Origin of the sequence: Bacillus mexicanus (genome assembly GCF_050445615.1) — a bacterium.
Lineage (GTDB): Bacteria > Bacillota > Bacilli > Bacillales > Bacillaceae > Bacillus > Bacillus mexicanus.
Genome location: NZ_JBCEYV010000007.1, coordinates 1 through 18,180, shown reverse-complemented (window position 1 = coordinate 18,180; position 18,180 = coordinate 1). Strand labels below are relative to the sequence as shown.

21 protein-coding genes and 1 rRNA gene are annotated in these 18,180 nt (G+C 40.7%); 1 reads left to right on the top strand and 21 read right to left on the bottom strand.

Annotated features, from left to right (window positions below):
- Window positions 1-107 precede the first annotated feature (107 nt).
- The 7 genes from veg to metG all read right to left on the bottom strand — a co-directional run bounded on the left by veg (window position 108) and on the right by metG (window position 7,551).
- Window positions 108-368 carry a biofilm formation stimulator Veg gene (gene veg, locus AAGG74_RS23035; protein ID WP_007615173.1) on the bottom strand — a complete coding sequence of 87 codons (261 nt, stop codon included), beginning with the start codon at window positions 366-368 and terminating at the stop codon, window positions 108-110.
- Window positions 369-579: 211 nt separating this feature from the next.
- Window positions 580-1,452 (bottom strand): sporulation-specific protease PrtG, encoded by an 873-nt coding sequence (gene prtG, locus AAGG74_RS23030; RefSeq protein ID WP_429677348.1) that lies wholly within the window; start codon window positions 1,450-1,452, stop codon window positions 580-582.
- A gap of 211 nt (window positions 1,453-1,663) precedes the next feature.
- Window positions 1,664-2,542 carry a 16S rRNA (adenine(1518)-N(6)/adenine(1519)-N(6))-dimethyltransferase RsmA gene (gene rsmA / locus AAGG74_RS23025; protein WP_162103295.1) on the bottom strand — a complete coding sequence of 293 codons (879 nt, stop codon included), beginning with the start codon at window positions 2,540-2,542 and terminating at the stop codon, window positions 1,664-1,666.
- Window positions 2,535-3,095 (bottom strand): ribonuclease M5, encoded by a 561-nt coding sequence (gene rnmV, locus AAGG74_RS23020; RefSeq protein ID WP_162103294.1) that lies wholly within the window; start codon window positions 3,093-3,095, stop codon window positions 2,535-2,537. The genes rsmA and rnmV overlap by 8 nt, the downstream gene beginning before the upstream one ends.
- 145 nt (window positions 3,096-3,240) lie before the next feature.
- Window positions 3,241-4,554, bottom strand: coding sequence for a ubiquitin-like domain-containing protein (locus tag AAGG74_RS23015; protein WP_429677368.1), 1,314 nt, complete (start codon window positions 4,552-4,554; stop codon window positions 3,241-3,243).
- Window positions 4,555-4,710: 156 nt separating this feature from the next.
- Window positions 4,711-5,478, bottom strand: coding sequence for a TatD family hydrolase (locus tag AAGG74_RS23010; protein ID WP_429677346.1), 768 nt, complete (start codon window positions 5,476-5,478; stop codon window positions 4,711-4,713).
- 78 nt (window positions 5,479-5,556) lie between these two features.
- Entirely contained in the window at window positions 5,557-7,551 is a 1,995-nt protein-coding gene (gene metG, locus AAGG74_RS23005) for a methionine--tRNA ligase (protein ID WP_429677345.1), read from the bottom strand.
- Between the two features lie 499 nt (window positions 7,552-8,050).
- Between metG and abrB the strand changes: the two genes are divergently transcribed.
- Entirely contained in the window at window positions 8,051-8,335 is a 285-nt protein-coding gene (gene abrB / locus AAGG74_RS23000) for a transition state genes transcriptional regulator AbrB (protein ID WP_162103291.1), read from the top strand.
- A gap of 49 nt (window positions 8,336-8,384) precedes the next feature.
- Here the strand turns inward: abrB and rsmI are convergent, their stop codons facing one another.
- From rsmI to rrf, 14 genes are all read right to left on the bottom strand, one after another.
- The gene (rsmI, locus tag AAGG74_RS22995; RefSeq protein WP_162103290.1) at window positions 8,385-9,263 is read right to left on the bottom strand and encodes a 16S rRNA (cytidine(1402)-2'-O)-methyltransferase; all 879 of its coding nucleotides are present in this window, start codon (window positions 9,261-9,263) and stop codon (window positions 8,385-8,387) included.
- Window positions 9,238-9,537 carry a GIY-YIG nuclease family protein gene (locus AAGG74_RS22990; RefSeq protein ID WP_162103289.1) on the bottom strand — a complete coding sequence of 100 codons (300 nt, stop codon included), beginning with the start codon at window positions 9,535-9,537 and terminating at the stop codon, window positions 9,238-9,240. Before AAGG74_RS22990 ends, rsmI begins: the two co-directional genes overlap by 26 nt.
- Complete coding sequence (locus AAGG74_RS22985; RefSeq protein WP_429677342.1) at window positions 9,524-10,267, bottom strand: tRNA1(Val) (adenine(37)-N6)-methyltransferase; 744 nt, start codon at window positions 10,265-10,267, stop codon at window positions 9,524-9,526. Before AAGG74_RS22985 ends, AAGG74_RS22990 begins: the two co-directional genes overlap by 14 nt.
- Before the next feature lie 59 nt (window positions 10,268-10,326).
- The gene (gene yabA / locus AAGG74_RS22980) at window positions 10,327-10,686 is read right to left on the bottom strand and encodes a replication initiation-control protein YabA (RefSeq protein ID WP_162103287.1); all 360 of its coding nucleotides are present in this window, start codon (window positions 10,684-10,686) and stop codon (window positions 10,327-10,329) included.
- A gap of 14 nt (window positions 10,687-10,700) precedes the next feature.
- The gene (gene ricT / locus AAGG74_RS22975) at window positions 10,701-11,528 is read right to left on the bottom strand and encodes a competence/sporulation regulator complex protein RicT (RefSeq protein WP_429677341.1); all 828 of its coding nucleotides are present in this window, start codon (window positions 11,526-11,528) and stop codon (window positions 10,701-10,703) included.
- A gap of 2 nt (window positions 11,529-11,530) precedes the next feature.
- The gene (gene holB, locus AAGG74_RS22970) at window positions 11,531-12,520 is read right to left on the bottom strand and encodes a DNA polymerase III subunit delta' (RefSeq protein ID WP_429677340.1); all 990 of its coding nucleotides are present in this window, start codon (window positions 12,518-12,520) and stop codon (window positions 11,531-11,533) included.
- Between the two features lie 11 nt (window positions 12,521-12,531).
- A complete protein-coding gene (locus AAGG74_RS22965; protein ID WP_162103284.1) occupies window positions 12,532-12,972 on the bottom strand; it encodes a YaaR family protein in 441 nt (146 codons plus the stop codon).
- Between the two features lie 12 nt (window positions 12,973-12,984).
- A complete protein-coding gene (darA, locus tag AAGG74_RS22960; RefSeq protein ID WP_003218295.1) occupies window positions 12,985-13,314 on the bottom strand; it encodes a cyclic di-AMP receptor DarA in 330 nt (109 codons plus the stop codon).
- Between the two features lie 74 nt (window positions 13,315-13,388).
- Window positions 13,389-14,027 (bottom strand): dTMP kinase, encoded by a 639-nt coding sequence (gene tmk / locus AAGG74_RS22955; RefSeq protein WP_162103283.1) that lies wholly within the window; start codon window positions 14,025-14,027, stop codon window positions 13,389-13,391.
- Window positions 14,024-15,466 carry an aminotransferase class I/II-fold pyridoxal phosphate-dependent enzyme gene (locus tag AAGG74_RS22950; RefSeq protein WP_429677338.1) on the bottom strand — a complete coding sequence of 481 codons (1,443 nt, stop codon included), beginning with the start codon at window positions 15,464-15,466 and terminating at the stop codon, window positions 14,024-14,026. Before AAGG74_RS22950 ends, tmk begins: the two co-directional genes overlap by 4 nt.
- Window positions 15,467-15,552: 86 nt before the next feature.
- Window positions 15,553-16,716 (bottom strand): toxic anion resistance protein, encoded by a 1,164-nt coding sequence (locus AAGG74_RS22945; RefSeq protein ID WP_162103281.1) that lies wholly within the window; start codon window positions 16,714-16,716, stop codon window positions 15,553-15,555.
- A gap of 18 nt (window positions 16,717-16,734) precedes the next feature.
- The gene (locus AAGG74_RS22940) at window positions 16,735-17,349 is read right to left on the bottom strand and encodes a 5-bromo-4-chloroindolyl phosphate hydrolysis family protein (protein WP_429677336.1); all 615 of its coding nucleotides are present in this window, start codon (window positions 17,347-17,349) and stop codon (window positions 16,735-16,737) included.
- Between the two features lie 132 nt (window positions 17,350-17,481).
- The gene (gene csfB / locus AAGG74_RS22935; RefSeq protein ID WP_162103279.1) at window positions 17,482-17,676 is read right to left on the bottom strand and encodes an anti-sigma-G factor; all 195 of its coding nucleotides are present in this window, start codon (window positions 17,674-17,676) and stop codon (window positions 17,482-17,484) included.
- A 178-nt stretch (window positions 17,677-17,854) separates the two neighbouring features.
- Window positions 17,855-17,970: ribosomal RNA gene (gene rrf, locus AAGG74_RS22930) — 5S ribosomal RNA — on the bottom strand.
- Window positions 17,971-18,180: the final 210 nt, after the last annotated feature.

The following is an 18,180-nucleotide window of genomic DNA, read 5'->3' as shown; positions in this document are numbered from 1 at the left end:
GATGTGACCGTTTTATCTTTTGTTAAATCAGATGGAACTTTCGCTAAAATTACTGGAAACCAAAAAAAGGCAAAACAAAAAGCAGTAAACAAAAGGTTCACTGCCCGTTAAAACGCTACTGAGCTTGCGGTGTCATCATTAAATGTCAGTTCAACAGTCTCAGTCAAAATATCAGCATAACTGTATGAAACTCTTTCAAACGAGTTCTCGTCTTGATCTAGTTGTATCACAAAAACAGAAGGGTACGTCTCAGCTAAAATGCCCGAACGCTCAATCGTTTTTCGGCGGCCACCGTTTGCTTTTAACGTCAGCCTTTTACCTAAATTCCCATCAAGCGATCTTTTAATATCGGACAACGTCTTCGCCATTGCATCCACCTCACTACATTTATTGTACAACACGAGCCCATTTTTGTCAAATAAAATTTAAATTATATCAACGTTAATCAGACGTTGTCAACAAAATTATTTTGACAAAATTCTACGATCCCTCAATTATTTTCTTCATGTTTCGGTAAATTATGTATCATTATGCAAAAATAAAAAACCTGCATAGGTCTTCTATGCAGGTTTTCAGCCGTTAATTAGACTTATAAGGCATTCCAATTCTCAGCACTCCTCTTGTTTCAATACCGCCAAGCCCTTTCTCTCTTGTCAGCGTATTACGGAGCACTTCCCATACATTGATTCGTTCCATAAACGGCGTGAAGCTGATTTTCGCTACGATATATACCGGATCAAGCGCATGAATATTGACTCTTGATGGTGAGCTCGCGAAATTTGCTCCTGCTCTTATGAGTGATTCAAAATGAGATTGGCAGGCCCCTGCAAAAATAACAAGCTGATCTAAGTGAGGGATCTTTTTCCGAGCATTTTGAACTGTTTCTACAAAGTGCTTTGAATGTCTGTACGCGTTCAAATCATCAACGTTTCCCTTTTGCTTCGAATATGCATCATGCCCCGTTATCACTAGAATATCGGGTCGATATTTGTCGAGCAATTCTTCGATTGAAGCAGACATTTTCTTTTCATGGCAATGAATCCCGTAGACAGGCACTCCGATTTTTTTATAGACATTCAGGCATTTTTTGAGATATGCTTCATCACCATCCAGATGAAGCACCTTGCCTGGCATATGAAAATAATGCTCCTCATGCTGATATTGGCTAGTCGCATAGTATTCCTGCTTTTCTCTGAGCAATTTATAATCCTGGCGAAGCAGTTCAAGCGATTCGTTCATTCTGCTCTCATCTTTCTTTTTTCTCATCATCTGCTCATCTTTTTTCACTGCTACCAGATCAGAAAAATCCGAATCAGCAATCAGCCTGACTGCATCACCATGCAAAATAGCGATTGTATTTCCTTTGCTTGTTTGCTCTATTCCTATAATGCGAAACAAAACATCCATTTGATAGGATTTCCTGGCTACCATATCCCCTATTTGAAATTGCACGTTCCTCACTCCACACATAGACTAAGCCTCATCATGAAAGAAAGAGCCTTGAGAAAGCGCCTTTTTTCGCTGAGTCCAAGTTTTTCTTATCATTGAATGAAAGGTCCTTTTCTAGCCTATGTAGCGGCAGTCCAAGTGGTGCGCAAAACAAAAAGCCCTTTTCAAAAAGGGCTTTCCGATTGTTAAAAAAGCGATAACGCCGATTTTATTTTTAGAAAAGAGTTTTATACAATCCGTTAGACAGCGTTGCAAACTCCTCGATTGACAGGGATTCACCCCGGCGCTTGCCGTCAATATTTGTTTCTTCCAGCACTTGCTCAATTTTTGGCTTTCGCGCTTTTCCTTCAGGCAGGTTGTTGACTAAGTTATTAAGCAGTGTTTTCCGGCGCTGAGCAAAGCTTGCCTTAATTAACTGAAAGAAAAAGGCTTCGTTCTCCACGTCCACTGCTGGGCCGTCGCGAAGCATCAGCCGAATGACTGCGGAGTCTACATTAGGCTGAGGAACAAACACGGTTTTCGGAACAATCATTACTGTTTTCGCTTCTGTATAAAATTGCACCGCGATTGAAAGCGAACCGTATTCCTTAGATGATGGGTCTGCCGCCATACGCTCAGCCACTTCTTTTTGCAGCATGACCACAATCCCTTTCAGCGGAAGGTGTTCTTCAAGCAGTTTCATGATAATCGGGGTTGTCACGTAATAAGGAAGGTTAGCTACAACCATGATCTCATCGCAATCTTGAAATTGTTCTTCAATAACCGATTTGACATCAGCTTTTAATACATCCTGATGAATGACAGCGACATTGTCGTAAGGAGACAGCGTATCATTCAGGATCGGCAATAATCGCTGATCAATTTCAAATGCCACGACCTTTTTTGCCCGTTTGGCAAGCTGTTCAGTCAACGCCCCGATTCCCGGGCCAATTTCAATGACACCTGTTTTCTCCGTCACTTCCGCATGATCAACGATTCTGTTTAAAATGTTCGTATCAATTAAGAAATTCTGCCCTAAGCTCTTCTTAAAAGAAAAACCGTATTTCTTCAGTATCTCTTTCGTTCTAATCGGTGTCGCAATATCTTTATTCATTCTGTTCCTCCCGCATAACGGTATCGAGTGCGCTCATAAAATCACTTTTTTTAATTTGAAACATTTGAAGCCGTTTTTGAAGCTGCTTGCCGTTTGTATAGCCGATTTTCAATAGATCACCCAACCGTTCGCGGCGGCGTTTGGCCGCAGGTCCGCCGATCAGTCCGGCATAAATCAGATCATCAGCGGAGATGTCACTCGGCTGCGCTTCCATCTCTTCATGTATGTTTTCTAAACATGCCCTAATGCTTTCAATTGATGCGTGCTCCACACCAATTCCCCGTTTGTTTTTAGGTTTGGCAAGATGCTTTGGCAAAAATGCATGCTTACACCCGGGTACAGCCTCTGAAATGGTTTTGCGGATCTTCTCTCCCGGGAAGTCCGGATCCGTTAAAATGATAACCCCTCTGGTTTTCTGTGCTAAACGGATTTGATCAATCACATGATTATCGATGGCTGAACCATTTGTTTCGATTGTGTCTGCATCAACAGCCAATTTGATGCGGGCCGTATCGTCACGTCCCTCGACCACAATGATCTCTTTAATTTTCATTATTTCCTCCAAGACAAAATAAAAACTTTTGCATATTTATGAAACTTTTTTCTTATGTCGAGCGTCTAATAAGCAGAAAATACACTTTGTTTATTATAACGAAAAAAACAGAGGGCGCAAAACCCTCTGAATACTTAAGCATATATTAATTTAGAATTTTAATTTTAACTGTCTTATTTCCCCATCGGTACGCTGATGACTTTTCCGGGAAAAAGACGTCTATTTTGTTCCCTTTAATCGCTGAACCAGTATCTGCAGCAACGGCATATCCATAGCCCTCAACATGGACTTTGGAGCCTAGCGGAATAACATTTGGATCTACAGCGATCACTTTGGCATTCGGATTACTTTTCAAGTTAACGCCAGTAGCTGTATGTCCTGAACAACCTCTGCAGCTTGCTGTATAAGCCGTAGAGGCTACAGTCATGGCTTTTCCTGTTGATTCATTGCTGCGGGACACAACTGTTTTTGAATCACCGGATGCACTGACTTTTTCAATCTTTGGACTGCTTTGCTTTGTGCCGACAGCAACCACTTTGTTTTTGCTTTGTTCAGATGTTTCTTCTTTCACAAGCTCTCTGACCACTTCTTTGCCGTTTTCTTTAATAACCTTGAAGTGTTTTTTAAGCTTGCCTTCTTTTCCTTTTTGGACGACCTTTTCCTTCCCTTCTTCAAGAGAAGCGTCTTCTTGCTTTTTCACATCGAACGCAATTTTCTCTTCAACTACATCGGTGACCTTTTCGATACGAGTAATTCTAATATCAGCCTTTCCTTTCGTCAGCTTTGCATCTAACGCAGGCTTGATTTTATCATCGTCTTTTATGTTTATCTTTTGCTGTTTTAAAAAGTCAGCGACCGTAGTCGAAGTCGTCCAGGTCTTCTTTTGTTTTCCTGCATCCTCCACAGTAACCTGAAACGCGGGTTCTATGTTAATCTTCATGTCTTTCGAAATATCTGTATCTATTGCGGGATCAATTTGATCGTGTTCTTTCACATCAACATCTTGTTCGTCCAGTAATGCACCGACTGTTTTTGCTGTTGACCATAATGTCTTTTCTTTCCCGTTTATTGTAAGCTTCACAGGTTTCGCAGCCTCATACACAACGTCCATATCTGCTGTTATATTTGTCTGCTTAGCAGGTGTGATCTTGTCTTCGCCTCTTGTTTTTATATCAAGCGTATCTAAAAGATCACCGACTGTTTTGGCATGTGTGCGTATATGTTTCTTTTCGCCATTGATAGAAACTGAGACTGATTGTTTTGTCAGCTCATGAGCTGCGTACGCGGTCCCGCTTCCTGCCAAAAGCAAACAAGCAGCAATCAGAATGACTTTGCTTTTGCTAAGCTTTACGGAAAACAGCTTTTTCATTTTTTGTGTGATGAAAAACGCCTCCTTCTCCTCGGAGAGATTATATAGAGTATATAAAAGGCTGTCAACCCTCCCCTCTTTTTCTCTCAAAAGCGCAGTGTCTTTCTTCATTATCCTGAATTACACTGGGAAACGGAAGAAAGACTTGTCGACAAACCTATCCTATGAGGAGAAGAAAGCATGTAGAACTTTTAAAGAAAAACGCTATAAGGGACAAGCTCTTACAAAACCCGCCAGCATTTTTTGTCAGTTTATACGGAAAAGTCTTTTTGCATTTTCGGTTGTGATTGATGCAATCTCTTCAAAAGTCATTTCTTTTAATTCAGCGATTTGCTCTGCCACATATTTCACATAGCTTGGTTCATTTCTTTTCCCGCGATAAGGATGAGGTGTGAGAAACGGGCAGTCCGTTTCAATCAGCAAACGGTCATTCGGGATTTCCTTTACAACTTCCTTCGGCTTCTTCGCATTTTTGAATGTCACCGGTCCGCCAAATGATAAATAAAAATTCATTTTCATGCATTCTCTTGCCACTTCCGCACTTCCTGTAAAGCAGTGCATAATTCCGCCCACAGCTTCTGCGCCTTCCTCTTTTAAAATTGTCATAACATCCTCTGTTGCATCACGATTGTGAATAATAATAGGAAGATTGACCTCTTTTGCTACGGCGATTTGTTTTCTAAACACCTCTTTTTGAATATCTTTAGGAGATTTATCCCAATGATAATCCAATCCCATTTCACCTATTGCTACCACTTTTTCATGGGCAGAAAGCTCTTTAATCCACGCTAAATCTTCCTCTGTCATATCAATTGCATCAACAGGATGCCAGCCAATGGCTGCATAAATAAATTCATATTCCTCAATCATTTCCATCGCACGGGTAATGGTTGGACGGTCAAATCCAACTACGACAATTCGCTCTACCTTTTCAGCTTTTGCCCGTTCAATCACCTCTTCTAAATCAGTATCATATTGTTCTGCATTTAAATGCGCGTGTGTGTCAAATAACATATGTGAAAAACTCCCTTCTTGTCGAAACACAAAAGGTGTTCGACGAATTGTTACACGTGAAACACCTTTTGTCTGTTATTATTTAATTCTTGTTCCTTTTGGTAATGACTGATCGATAGACACGACTTGTAATACACCGTCTGCTTCCCCGGCAAGAATCATTCCTTGAGAAAGCTCGCCTCTCAGTTTAACCGGTTTTAAATTTGTTACACAAACGAGTTTTTTCCCAACAAGCTCTTCAGGCGTGTAATGCTTCGCAATACCGGATACGACTTGGCGTTTTTCAAAACCAAGATCCAGCTGCAGCTTCAATAAGCGGTCCGCTTTTTTTACAGGCTCTGCTTTAATGACTTCCGCCACCCGAAGTTCTACATCCATGAACTGATCAATCATAATTTCAGGCAAACGATCAACCTCTTGCGGCTCTGCTTCTTTTGTTTCTTCTTTAGCCGGTACTGAACCCTGCATCTTGCCTTTGATGTAAGCAATTTCTTCTTCTGCTTCTAAGCGAGGGAATAGCGGCTCACCTTTTTGTACGTTAGTATCTTTCAGCTGGCCGAAAGCTGTAATACTCTCCCATGCTTTTAGCGCTTCATCAGTAATGCCCAGCTGCTCGAACATTTTTTCTGGTGTCTTTGTTAAGAACGGCTGAAGAAGCACAGCTGAAATACGCAATGATTCAGCAAGGTGGTACATAACGGAACGCAGCTCTTCTTCTTTTTCCGGATTTTTGGCAAGCACCCATGGAGCTGTCTCGTCAATATATTTATTTGTGCGGCTGATCAGCTGCCACAATGTCGAAAGAGCTACCGAAAATTCCATGTTTTCCATCGCTTTCTCGTAAGCCTTCACGGTTTCTTCAGCGACTGAAGTGAGTGGCTGGTCAAATTCAGTTACAGAACCTTTGTAAGAACTGATTTGTCCGTCAAAATACTTATTGATCATCGCAACCGTACGATTCAATAGGTTTCCTAAATCATTAGCCAAATCATAGTTAACCCGCTCAACAAACCCTTCAGGCGTGAATACCCCATCAGATCCGAACGGCACTTCGCGGAGCAGGTAATAACGAAGCGCGTCTAAACCGTAACGTTCAATTAAAGTAACAGGATCTACAACGTTTCCTTTTGATTTCGACATTTTTCCGTCTTTCATCAAAAGCCAGCCATGTGCAAATACTTGCTTCGGCAGCGGAAGATCCAGCGCCATCAGCATAATCGGCCAGTAGATGGTATGGAAACGCACAATCTCCTTACCGACTAAATGAACATCGGCAGGCCAATATTTTTGATAAAGCTTATCATTTTCTGTATCATAACCGAGTGCTGTTAAATAGTTAAATAGCGCGTCAATCCAAACATATACAACATGCTTTGGGTTTTCCGGCACCTTTACACCCCAATCAAACGTGGTGCGTGATACAGCCAAATCTTCAAGTCCAGGCTTGATAAAGTTATTAATCATTTCGTTTTTGCGTGATTCCGGCTGGATGAATGTCGGGTTCTCTTCATAGTATTTCAGAAGACGATCTGCGTATTTCCCCATGCGGAAGAAATAAGATTCCTCTTTTATCAATTCAACCGGGTGACCGCTGTCAGGGCTTTTTCCGCCGATGACCTCTCCCTTTTCATTCCGCTCGATATCAACCAGCTGCGTTTCCGTGTAGAATGTTTCATCCGGGATACTGTACCAGCCTTCATACTCATCAAGATAGATGTCCCCGTTATCAAGAAGTTTTTGGAACACCTTTTCAATCACAACTTTATGTCGCTTTTCTGTCGTACGGATAAAGTCATCGTTTGAGATTTCAAGCTGTTTCCATAGCTTCTGAATATCTGCGGCTGCACGATCCACATACGCCTGAGGTGTAATGTTTTCCTGTTCAGCTTTTTGCTGGATCTTTTGTCCATGCTCGTCCGTTCCTGTTAAGTAGCGAACATCGTACCCTTTTAATCTTTTGTAGCGTGCCATTGCATCTCCCGCGACTGTCGTGTATGCATGGCCGATATGTAATTTTCCGCTCGGATAATAAATCGGTGTTGTAATATAAAACGTATTGTTTTCTTGCGGCATCTTGAAACCTCCCAATCAGAATGTCAAAAAGCTCCCGCCCAAAGGACGAGAGCGGCGATAAGTGCAAATCATATATGAATATTATTTATATTTATCCTTTATCTATGATACCATCTTAGCCTTTAAGATCAAGAATATATACGTATACCCTGCAAAAGAATAAACAAATTAAAAATATTTAATGAAAGTAAAAAAAGTCTGTTCATGTCGAATTTTGTCGTATATAATCAAATAAAATTAAAAACCTTAGTTCGAAAGTCTTGATTTAAAAGGATTTTTAATAGGATAATAGCTTTATTGTTTATTTATAAAATGCTGTTATCTCAGTAGTTTCTAAGGCTTTACTGACTATAAGAACTAATTCTTACAATCAATAGTAAACAAAAGGATTGACGATTATTGGAAACCTTGTTATGCTAGGAAGGTAAGGATTTTGTCGAATAATGACGAAGAAAAATATAATTCAAACAAATAATTATCTCTCGGGAGGAGAAAGTTTATGAAATCTACTGGTATTGTACGTAAAGTTGATGAATTAGGACGTGTAGTTATTCCTATCGAATTGCGTCGTACTCTTGGAATCGCAGAGAAAGATGCTCTTGAAATTTATGTTGATGATGAAAAAATCATCCTTAAAAAATATAAACCAAACATGACTTGCCAAGTAACTGGTGAGGTTTCTGATGATAACCTTAAACTTGCAGGCGGCAAATTGGTTCTTAGTAAAGAAGGCGCTGAGCTAATCATCAACGAAATCCAAAGCCAGCTTCAAAACAATAAATAATCATTTCATGCACAAAAAACGTTCTTGTTATGACACAAGAACGTTTTTTTTATTGCTGAATATGGTAAGCATCGTACACTTCACGTTTTGGAACATTGCGATCGACAGCTGCTTTTTTTATGGCTTCTTTAGAAGTAGCGCCTTTCGAGATGTAAAGCTCGACATGTTCTTTCGCAGTGAGTGTTTCCCACCATTGTGCTTCTTCATCTGATTCTTCATTTTTACTGCCTTCTACAACGAGGCAAAACTCACCGCGTATCTGATCCTCGTTTGCCCATTCAATGACCTCGGATATCGTGCCTCTGATGAATTCTTCATATTTCTTAGTCAGTTCACGTGTAACAGCAATTTCCCGATCTCCTAATATCTCTGCCATCACTGACAAAGTTTCCTTTAATCTGTGTGGCGCTTCATAAAAAATGATGGTTTCCTTCCGTTTTTTAAGATCTTCAAGTTCCTTCTTCTTTTCTTTTTTCTGTCTGTTGAGAAAACCGTAAAAGAAGAAGGGCTGTGGTACAAGCCCTGAAGCGATCAAAGCTGTTAATGCGGCATTGGCTCCCGGCAGCGGAACAACATAACCGCCTATCGCTGTAAAGTCTTTCACAATTTCTGCCCCAGGATCGGAAATCGTCGGCAGGCCGGCATCACTGACAAGAGCGATGTTTTTTCCCGATTTGAGCCATTCAATGATTTTGTGCCCGCTGCTTTCTTTATTATGTTCGTGATAACTAACGAGCGGTGTGTCAATTTCATATACATGACAAAGTTTTTTCGTTTGTCTCGTATCTTCCGCAGCAATCGAATCCACTGATTTCAACGTTTCAATCGCCCGGAATGTCATATCCTCTAAATTTCCGATTGGGGTTGGGACCAAATAAAGAATCCCCATGTCCGACTTTCCATTAAAACTCTTTTGGCGCCTTAACATATACAGCCTCCTCGCTGTTCCGCTTTTCTTCTATATAAAGCTCTTTTTTCTTTCGAGTCAGTTTCTTGAAATAATATTCTGCCTGCATGGCTTCTCGTTTTGTAGTGAAAGCTTCAGCAAAAATTAATTCAACCGGACGTCTTACTTTAGTATACTTTGCGCCCTTTCCATCATTGTGTGTTTTTACCCGTTTTTGCAAATCGTTAGTATACCCGGCATACCAGCTGTTGTCCTTACATTGAACGACGTAAAAAAAATGGTTATTTGTCTCCATATAAAATGGTCCTGATCTCTTTTGTATATTCATTTTTTTCGTCATAAACGAACAGCGGGGGAAGAACTTTCAAATCTGGACGTCCGCCTTTCATGCCTTCAACCAGAATGGTATTAGCTTCTTTCCCTTGTTTCGGATAAACGAATTGCACACGCTTTGGCTCAATTTGATGTGCTTTCATCAGTTCGAAAATCTCCAAAAGACGTCCCGGCCGGTGAACAAGAACTGCCTTACCTCCTTGCTTAAGCAACTTGCTGCTGACTGAAATGACATCTTCCAATGTGCAGTGGATTTCATGTCTTGCGATTCTGAGGTGTTCATTCATGTTTTGTTCAGTTTGTTTCGGCGTTTTAAAATAGGGCGGATTGCAGGTGACAACATCGTATCGATTATGTCCCAGCTTTTCTGGCATATTTTTCAGATCATCATGTATGATCTGAATATGATCCTGCAGTTCATTATACTCAACACTGCGAACAGCCATATCATGAAGTCTTTCTTGAATTTCGACTCCAAGAATATCTGCTTTTGATCTTGTAGTAAGCAGCAGCGGCACAATGCCGTTGCCAGTGCACAAATCAACGATTTTTCCTTTTTGAATTGGAACGTATGCAAATTTGGACAGAAGCACAGCGTCCAACGAAAAAGCAAATACCGTTGGGCTTTGTATGATTTTCATATCCTCTGCCAGCAAATAATCTAATCTTTCGTCATCACGTAATGAAACCATCTTCTTATCCTTTCAGCACCTTTGAAAAAGGCTCCCGTCGTATGCGGAAGCCTTTTTCCTTATTTTTTATTTAAGAAGGACAGACAGAAAAGACAATCTTCTTTTCGAACACTTCCATAGTGGACATTGCAGATATGAAATCCTTCTTGGTACAGGCGTGCCAGATTATCATACCCTTCTCCTATATCAGTTTGCTCTGTCTTCTGTGTTTTTGATTCTTTTTTATCGGCCTTGAACTTTTCAATCTGCTCCGTCGTATTGTCGAGCCGTTTGCGCAAATGTTTGTTTTCAAGCTGTAAATGATGATTTTCCTCAATCATCTCACCGATATGCTGCTTCAAATCTCCCAGCTGCCGGTACAGTGAGCCAATTTGTTCTTCTAAGTTAATGACTGTATCAAATAACTCTTTTTTATCCAAGGTTCCACACCTCGTTAATCTGTGGTTTGTGCGGATACGACGCCCTCTTCCAAGAGCTCTTCCCAAGTATATTCTATCACTTTTTCACGGTTTATCAGTTCCACCTGAAGCACCCGTTCCAGAATATTAAGTCCAACGACTTTTGCAGGACCGCTTGCTGTCGTAATCATTTCTCCAATGTCCGGAAGCTGTTCTTTTGCCGTCTCATATTCATCGTTCTCATATTTTAGACAGCACATCAAGCGTCCGCAAAGACCTGAAATCTTCGTAGGATTTAAAGACAAGTTTTGATCCTTGGCCATTTTAATGGAAACGGGTTCAAAATCTCCAAGGAACGTTGAACAGCAAAGCATTCTTCCGCAAGGACCAATTCCTCCGAGCATTTTTGCTTCATCCCTTACGCCGATTTGGCGCAGTTCAATTCTTGTTTTAAAGATAGAAGCCAAATCCTTTACAAGCTCTCTAAAGTCTACTCGGCCGTCAGCAGTGAAGTAAAAAATGACTTTATTGCGGTCAAACGTAAATTCAACGTCGACCAGCTTCATATCCAAGCCATGTTCAACTACTTTCTTTTGGCAGACGTCAAACGCTGATAAAGCTTCCTGTTTATTTTCTTCTACGATGAGAAGATCGCGCTCTTCAGCCACACGTATCACTTTTCGAAGGGGCAGCACAACATCATGCTCATCCACCTGTTTATTTACAATCACGACCTGACCGTACTCAACGCCTCTGACAGTTTCTACAATTACGCAGCTGTCATGTTCTATATGAAATCCATTCGGATCAAAATAATATATTTTACCCGCTTTCTTAAAGCGGACACCAATTACATTGTACAAGCTTATCCCTCCTGCAACATTAACACCAAGTGCTCCATTAATCCTTGTACATTCACATTGGAATGAAGCCGTTTCTTTGCTTCTAAAACAGCAAGTATCTGATTCGTAACGCTTTGTTGTGTTGATTGTAGCGCATGCTGTTTTATTGATTGGAATAAGTCTTGATAAATCAATTTATCTTCATTTCCTATTTGGATGGACAACACATCGCGATATATCAATAAGAGCATATCAAGACCCATTTCTTGATGGGTTTTTTCTTTGAAAAAGGGCATCCATTGATCTTGAATAAAGAAAAAAGCATGTCCTTTCCGCTGGTGTAGGACTTCATATAATTTTATCACTTTCGCTCTAGACTCTGCAAACTCATCATTTCGACTTAATTCGACTGCTTCTGATACATTGTTAGTCATGTTGGCCAGAAGTCTTGCCATATGAGCCGAAACGTCCTGTTCGATCAATCTGTCTTCAATTGCTTTCGGCTGCAACGGCTGGAAAGGAAGGGTTTGGCATCTTGAAATGATGGTGTCCAATAACCTTTGGGGCTGCTCTGTGATGAGGATGGCCATTGTATCTTTATTCGGTTCTTCTAAAAATTTCAGCAGGCTGTTCGCCGCATTTGCTGTCATTTGATCTGCATGCGAAATAATATACAGCTTTTTATGCGATTCTAGCCCTGTCTTAGAAAACTCCTCTTGCAACGCTTGAATTTGCGCCTTTTTGATCGATAAACCATCAGGCTGAACAAGATGGAGATCAGGATGGTTCCCCGACTCTATCCGTTTGCAATTTCGGCAGCGCTCACAAGGCTCCGCGCCCTCCTCCAGGCAAAAAAAACTTTTCGCAAGAAGCAGCGCGGCATCAAGCTTACCTGTCCCTTTTTTCCCCTCAAACAAATACGCGTGTGATAGTCTGTCCTTCTCAATACTATTATATAGAAGCTTCATCACTCTTGGTTGAAGCTCATTCATTTCCTTCCAGGATATTGCCATTGTATCACTCTCTATGTGTAAAGGTTAATCAATAAACCTTTTATTTCGCCAATACGCTCCAGCAAATTAATTGCCGGTTTTTCCTGATCCATCATATCTTCGGTAAGCTGTAGCAATTTGTCATCTATTTCTTTAACAAGCCCCAATGTTTTGCTGTTTCCATACAGGTCAAAAGTTTGCGACGTTTCATGTGAAAGACCGCTGTCTACAGCTTCCTTCACAAACCGTTTCACAAGTCCTTTAAATCTCGCTAAGTCCTTAAAATTCCGAGATTTTGTCAGTCTTTTTCCAAATGCTTCTATATCCGATAACAGCCTTGTAAGCTGATCAAATTTCAATTTACTGCTTTGATGTTCCATTGACGATTTAAACGACGCTGTGGTCTCAGACGTTTTCACAGCAGGAAGCTGTTTATTATCTATAAATGTACGTATATCTTTATTAATTTTCACAGTTTCAAATCCTTAAAATTGATGAAATTCATCGACTGGAAGGACAAATACTGTCGCTCCGCCAACTTCAACTTCGACTGGATAAGGGACATATGAATCGGCATTTCCGCCCATTGGAGATACAGGGGCGATCATCTGATCCCGTTTCTGTCCGTTTTCTTTAATAAGGCTCAATGCTTTATCAACGCGTATATCCTCGACACCAATCATAAACGTTGTATTGCCTGATTTAAGAAATCCTCCCGTCGTCGCAAGCTTTGTCACTCTAAAGTTATGATCTGTTAAAGTTTTCAAAAGTCGGTTGCTGTCCTGATCTTGTACAACTGCCACTATCAATTTCATGTGTGTAGGCCTCCTTTAGATTGGAAACAACAATGATCTCGTTTACATTATTATATCAATTATTGGGAAACTGGTCACAATTGAATTTTTTTCAACGCTTCATTGACCACTTTTAGGACATTATGAACAACTATGTCTTTGGATTGGCTGGCATCAACCGAGTGAAATCTTTTTGGGAACCGCTTCATCAGCTCTTGATACCCTTCCTGTACCTTTGAATGGAAGTCTAATTTTTCTAAATCGAGCCTATTTTTTTCCCGTGAGCCATTTGCGTAAATACGTTTCAGCCCTTCTTCCGGATCAATTGAAAAATAAATCGTTACATGGGGCATCAAATCTCCGATGGCAAACTCATTAATTGACAAAACCTCATCAATCCCAAGCCCTCTTGCGTATCCTTGGTATGCAAGCGAACTGTCTATGAATCTGTCACAAAGAACAACTTGCCCCTGTTCTAAGGCTGGTTTTACTTTTTCGACTAAATGCTGGCGCCTTGCAGCCGCATATAAGAGAGCTTCTGTTTTTGGGTCCATTAATGTGTTGTTCTCATTCAGAATAACCTTTCGAATTTGTTCAGCAATATCTATACCGCCTGGCTCTCGGGTTGCCGTAACTTGAAGACCCTCTGCTGCCAATATGTTTTTGATTTCCTGGAGAACAGTCGTTTTTCCCGCACCTTCCGGGCCTTCGAATGTAATAAATAAACCGCTCATGATTTCTCCTCTTCTATATAAACAAGTAATTGTTTCTGTTTGATTTTCATATTCCCTTGAACATGCGTTTTCATGCTGATCAAGCGGCTGAGCTTTTGCACACTTTCTGCCGTTATTCTTTCTCCCGCCATAATCAACGGGATACCCGGGGGATAAGGAATGATATCCTCTGCGTTCACCCGGCCTGCTGCTGCGTCAAAGTCCACATATTCTTTCTTAAACGTTTGTAAAACCTTTTTTCGAAATGGTAAGACAGTAACAGGCTGCGCACTCCATTCTGCAGAAGTAAACATCTGATCCGGAGGTGTTTTTTCAATCTCTTCATCAATGCTTTTTATCGTTTCAATATTAATGCCACGTTTTCCTCCCAGCGGAAGAACGAGCAGCACTTGATTTTCATCAGCAAGCTCAGTGAATACGTTGACACGCTCTAGTATGTTTTGCAGCGTATACCCAGAATGTCCACGTTTTGATCGAATACAGAGTTTCAGCGGATCCATTATCATCCGCGGGTCGTCCGGTTTTACAGCTTCAACATGTAAAAGTGAATCAAACGTTTGTTTAAGTGATTGTATTCGTCTCAGAATGTCAGAAAGCTTTTGTTCTTCTATAATATGCTGTATATAAGCGCGGGCAATGTCTAAGGAAGCCATAATAGGATAAGACGGGCTGCTGCTCTGTAATCGATTTAAATACTCTGCCACCAGATTCCGTTCAATTCTGCAACTGCTGTTAAGATGCAAATAAGAGCCCATCGTCATGGCAGGCAGCGTTTTGTGAGCCGACTGAACAACAATATCTGCTCCCATTTCTAAAGCTGAGACCGGAAAAGGCTTCCCTAAAACAAAATGGGCCCCGTGCGCTTCATCCACCAAAACAGGGATCCCATAATGATGAGCCTCTGAAATGATTTCAGTCAAATCAGCACTATGTCCGTAATACGTCGGATTGGTCAGCACTAAGCCTTTTGCATCTGGATAAGCTGCCAAGGCTTTTTTAATAGTATCAAGCGGAACATGCGTAGGCACGTGCATCGCTTTATCAATGTCAGGTGTGAGATAAACCGGCTCTGCTCCAGCCAAATCAACAGCATGAAATACAGATTTATGACAGTTTCTTTGAACCAGGATTGTTTCACCCTGTTCACAAACAGATAAAATCATCGCTAAGTTCCCTACAGTCGTTCCATTCACCAGAAAAAAACTTTCCGCTGATCCATATAATTGACTGACAAGCTCTTGGGCTTCTTTAATCACCCCTGAAGGATGATGGAGATCATCCAATCCTGCCAGTTCAGTAACATCAATGGTGAGAAGTGGATCAAATATCGACTTAGCGTCATCAAAAAAGACATCTCCATTGTGATGTCCCGGAACATGAAATGAATGAGAATTTCTTTTCGCGTGTTGAATCAATGCTTTATATAAAGGTGTGTTCATGAAAACAATCCTTTGAATGTGGCTTCTTACCTTTATTATATCGTGCATCTGACAGAACTTAAAGCGCGACTTACTGGTAACTAGACTTACTGGTAACTATCCTTTATGGTGAGCAGTTTCTGCTTCAGATCGCCTTCCATTGCCATAAGCTCTTCTTCTGCCTGACGGCGTTTGATTCGGCCTTCTTCTTGTATGGTCAGCGTTTCTTCGAGCGTGCTGATTAAGCTTTCCTGCACCTTTTTTAACGTATCGATATCAACGAGACCTCGTTCATTTGCCCGCACTGTCTCAATTGTATTGGTTTTCAAAAGCTCCGCATTTTTCAATAATAGCTCGTTGGTGGTATCAGATACTTTCTGTTGTGCATCCACTGCATTGCGTTGCCTTAAAAGCGTTAGCGCAATCGCCACTTGGTTTTTCCAAAGGGGAATCGCTGTCACAATAGATGACTGGATTTTTTCAGCTAATGCTTGGTTTGTATTCTGAATCAGCCTGATTTGCGGAGCGCTTTGAATGGTAATTTGCCTGCTCAGCAGCAAATCGTGCACCCTTTTATCTAAACGATCAGCAAATTGAACCAGATCGTTCACTTCTTGAACGGCCATTTGGTTATGTTCACTTGATTCGGCCTGCTGCTTCAGTTCAGGAATCGTTTTTGTTTTCAATTCCTCTAGTTTCAGTTCTCCTGCAGCAATATAAATATTCAGCGCTTCGAAATACTCTTTGTTTTTTTCATATAATTGCTCTAATAGCTTATTATCACTGATTAAAGCATTTTTGGCATGCTCCAACTTCAAGCTGATTCTGTCTATCTGCACACTGGTCTTCTGATATTTAGACAGCACCTCCTGAAGAGAATTCGCTACTCTTCCAAACACGCGTGCCAAAAAACCCTTTTTCTTAGAATGCAGCTCATCGGGGTTTATCTGATCAAGCTTTTTCATCAGCTCTCCAAGAATTTCGCCGATCTCACCGACATCCTTCTTTTGAACATGATCAATCATCGTATGAGAGAAATTTAACAATTTAGACTGAGCTTGCGAACCATATAAAACAATACTTTGCATACTTTTATGATCAATCTGTCCAGCAAGCTGAATGGCTTTTTCCTTGTTGTCCTCAGGAAGAACATCAACAAGACGTACTTGCTTCTTCTCTTCTTTTACAGCCCCCGCCCTGGGTATCTCTATATCACCAAAAGGGTCAGCCAATAAATCATCTATATGAAGATCGCTTTGATCTCGGTTCATCGCTCGTCCCCTCTTCCGTTATTTCTTTAATGAATGCTTTACTGCATCCAATTCAAAGTTCAATTCATTAATTTCATTACCCATAGCTTGAGTTAAGTCTTCCTCTAAACGCTTAGTTAATTCAGCAAGCGTAATACGAGCCTCACTCAGCGACATCGATAGTTCTTTGCTTTTTTTCGGATGGGATGATAGAAAGGCATACTTCTCTGACAATTCAACGACCGAATCGAGAGTTTGATAAAAAAAACGCTCGGCCTGATAAAAACGCTTTGGCTCTTTTTTGGTGAGGATATAAATCCTTCTGATTAATCTCAGCATTTCTGCATTTTGTTTGAACATTTGTATGCTTTTTGCCTGAAACAAATCTTTCCGAAGACGAATGATTTTCTGCCTTGCTTCCTCGAGATTTTTCTTAATGTAAGCATATTCTCTTCCTGTCAGTGCATGCCTTTTAAGAAATAACCGTCTGGTATTCCAAATGCCGGCTGTATATACCGTTGCTCCTGAAGCAAGCCCATAAACCAAAGACATGAAAAACGACTGATTTAAACCGAAAAAGCTCAATACCCCTATAAAAACAAAAGCCGAACTGCTTGTAAAACTCCATATTAAATAGTGAAGAAATTTCTGCATGAGAAAATCGACTCCTGTGTATATACTCAGTTTTAATATTATTATCTCCTACGTTCAATTCCTAAACAAGTTTCATCTTCTTTTCCTTACCCTATTCCTTATGAAAACATATAAAAAAAGACCTTTTCAGGTCTAAGAATATAATGGCGGTGTATGAATGCTCTTTAGCTTTTTTACATAAAAGGCATAGTCAGGGTCAGATGTTGATGTAGAAATTACTTTTCTCTCACAATCTAAGCATATGAATTTTTTATAAAGATGAATGCCTCTATTTTTCTCTTGATCACAAATCACACATGTATGATTAGGTTTAACAGTTACGTCCATTATCCCCACCTCCGTACAATTAGCCTTCCCTTAAACCAGATATTGTATACACTATTTAGATCTTTTCGAAACTTGGAATCAGTATATGGGCTATATAAGCTATCGGTGTTTGTATTTATTTGATTTCAACGACTTTGGATAAACAAAAAACCCAGCTCATTGAGCTGGGTTTTACCTTGCTTGGCGGCGTCCTACTCTCACAGGGGGAGACCCCCGACTACCATCGGCGCTGAAGAGCTTAACTTCCGTGTTCGGCATGGGAACGGGTGTGACCTCTTCGCTATCGCCACCAAACAAATGCCTTCAGGATGAAGGTACTGGGCGTTTCTCACAGGATGTGAGAGCCCTTAGCGGAGTTTCCTTGCTTTTCCGCCTAGAGAGATGTTCTCTCAAAACTAGATAACAGATGTAACATCATTCAAATGTGGTTAAGTCCTCGATCGATTAGTATCTGTCAGCTCCATGTGTCGCCACACTTCCACCTCAGACCTATCAACCTGATCA